Origin of the sequence: Nostoc sp. CHAB 5715 (assembly GCF_020829685.1) — a bacterium.
Lineage (GTDB): Bacteria > Cyanobacteriota > Cyanobacteriia > Cyanobacteriales > Nostocaceae > Nostoc.
Map to the genome: position 1 here is coordinate 1 of NZ_JAIVFR010000948.1, position 2,845 is coordinate 2,845.

The 2,845-nt window shown below is 41.2% G+C and carries 1 protein-coding gene; it reads right to left on the reverse strand.

The genetic code is table 11. From position 1 onward, the window contains the following. Nucleotides 1–75 precede the first annotated feature (75 nt). The coding region (locus tag LC574_RS34165; RefSeq protein WP_229458048.1) for an AAA family ATPase at nt 76–2,845 on the reverse strand (2,770 nt) is incomplete at its 5' end.

Here is a 2,845-nt window from a genome sequence, read left to right on the forward strand (position 1 = left end):
AGATGAGCTAATCCAGAAGCTAACTCAGATTATTCTCGAAAATGCTGGTGCTGATCGGTGTGCGTTAATTCTGTTTCAAAATGGCTTATGGGAGGCTTTAAAGACAGATCCAAAGTCTAGCACCGAATTGCTGCTGGAGGAACTTGAGATATGGGTTGAAGAGTGAATAGAAGCACTAGATGACACACTCTTACCCAGTGTTTCTTGCAAGTTGAGTTTGAGATTTTTTTGTTGCAAAATCACCCACAAAAGTTCTGGATAGCGTTGTTCTAAGTCTTCTACTTTGGTTTTGGCTCCCCAACGGGCATAGCAGTAGTAAGCTTCTTGCATATAGACCTGGGCAATTTTTTCTTTGCCCCAATCAAGGTAGAATTTGGCAGCCAGTTCATTGCTAAGTGCTGCTTCTTGGATGTAGCCATTTTCTTTTGCTCCAGCAATGGCGCGATCGTAAAATTCAATTGCTGCGGTTTTTTGTGCTAGTATCCGACACTTTTCTGCCTCCACCAATTGGAATCGATGGTGATGATTCATGGGTGCATAATTTGCCCATTGTTGCATGGTGTCCTGATTTTCTGCTACCTGCTGTAAAATCTTCTGTTGTTGTGCGGCTGACGACGTAGGAAATAAAGCTAGTTGCAACAGCGAATCATAAAGGTTTTGCACTGGAGTGTTTACCATCGCATATCCTGAACCGGAATATTGTTTGGTTTTGACAGCATATTCCACTGCCAAATCTAATTCTTGAAACAGATAACAAAGCATCAATTTGTTGACAAATAAATGCCATAAACCAGCGCCATCATTAGTTTGCTCAAGTAACGCCAGCATTGACTTTTCATCGCAGGCTGTGCCAACTAATTCCCAAGGAGTAGTTTTTGACTCGATTAAATTCAAGACCACTTGGTGAGAAATATTGTTATAGTTGAGTGCGGTTTTTTGGTTTATTTTTTCTATTGCTCTCCCATAAATCGCTAATTCATTAGCTAATTTGGTTAATTCTTGACCAGCGATGTAAGCCTGCAAGCAATAAACGCAGGCAGCATAACCAGCATAAGCCAAATCCCCACTATTTAAACCACTGGTATAGGCTTGTAGTAATGGCTTGAGCGTTGCTGTTACAGGCTCTTGCCAGTGGGCGATAAAATGATTAACGACCACAAGGACTAGTGCTTCATATTCCTGATCTTGAAACTTAGGCAGCAATTGCAACGCTAAATTACCCAATTCATGACCTATTGGAATACTGTTTGGTTGACCACAAAGTATAAGTCCATAACCTGAGTAAGCCAAGGCAGAGGCGGAAGTATTTCCGTAGATTACAGAAAGAGTAACTTCCTTGAGCACCACCAAGCGATGGAGTTTAGGTTTTGCTAGATAAGCAGGAGTAGTTACTTTGACTAAGACACGCAAGGCTGCACGTAATTCCAAATTTTGCATCTCTGGCAAATCAACCAATTCAATAATTGTTTTGCCACTCAAGGTAGCTTGAGTCTCTTGCAAAGCGAGAACAAAATCCTCATCTGTTGGTTCTTTGGGAAACTCAATGCCAATCGGCTGCAAAAATTGCATGGCTGTATTGATCGCTGCCAATAATTTTCCTTGGACTGTGTAAGCTTCAATTTTTACTTCGTATACTTTGGCTGTATCAGTCACAGCTTTGGCGTGTTGTAAAATTTCCTGGGCAAAATCTTCCATTGCGTCAATTTCGCCACACAGATAACTGGCTTCGGTTGCTTCGCTATACAAACTTAAAGTCAGATTGTAGTCAGATTCCCAAGGGTTGAATGGTAGTAATTGGATACCTATTTTCAGATAAGCAATTGCTGAACTGTATGCAGTTGAGGCTTTTGCCTTTTTTCCAGCCATGAGATTTAACTGTGCGAGTTCATGGCGTTCTTGAGGTTGATGGAAATGTTCAGGCCCAATATTTAGCTGATTAGCGATCGCAAAAATCCGATCTTCTAGTTCAGCTTTAGAGGTATTTTGCCACAGCAGGCGACCAATTTTGACATGGGTTGTCTGTTTGTGATCTTCAGGAATCAGTGAGTAAGCGGCTTGTTGGACGCGATCGTGCAAGAATTTATATGCTACAGCATGAGCAATTTCTTGATTACTAGCTTGATTTTCTTGACCTACATAAAACTTATAAACTTCGCTCTGTGGTATAATCAAACCTTCCTGTAATGCTTTCCACAATGCGGTGGCAGTTTCGGTTTGGGATTGTTGATAAACAATCGCCAAGGTATGTAAATCAAACTGATTACCAATACAAGCCGCCAGTTTTAAAACCTCCTGAGTTGCTGGTGTTAGTTTCTGCAACTGTTGTGCCATAAACTCCACCACATCATCTGTCAGCGCCAATTGCTTGATTTGGGCAATATTACATTGCCAATGCCCGATTTGAAAATTAAATTGAATATAATTATCCTGATGCAGTGCCTTGAGAAACTGGGTGGTGAAAAAGGGATTCCCTTTGGTTTTTTGATACACCAGTTGCGTTAATGGCTGTGCTAGTTCCAGTTGACAATTGAGGGTATCTGCTAACAATTGATTCACACTTACTTGACACAGTGGACTGAGGATAATATTGTTAATTACCGCTCCTGCATTACCTATCTCATTTAATGTCAACATTAAAGGATGTGCCGGGAAGACCTCATTATCTCGGTATGCCCCAAGCAGCAACAAGTAGCCCCTCTGGGATTGATCCATGAGTAGCTGCATCAGTTTCAGTGATGCCGAATCTGCCCACTGCAAGTCATCCAAAAACATTACTAAGGGATGTTCTAGTGTGGTGAAAATTTGAATAAATTTCTGGAACAGCAGATTGAAGCGATTTTGAGCA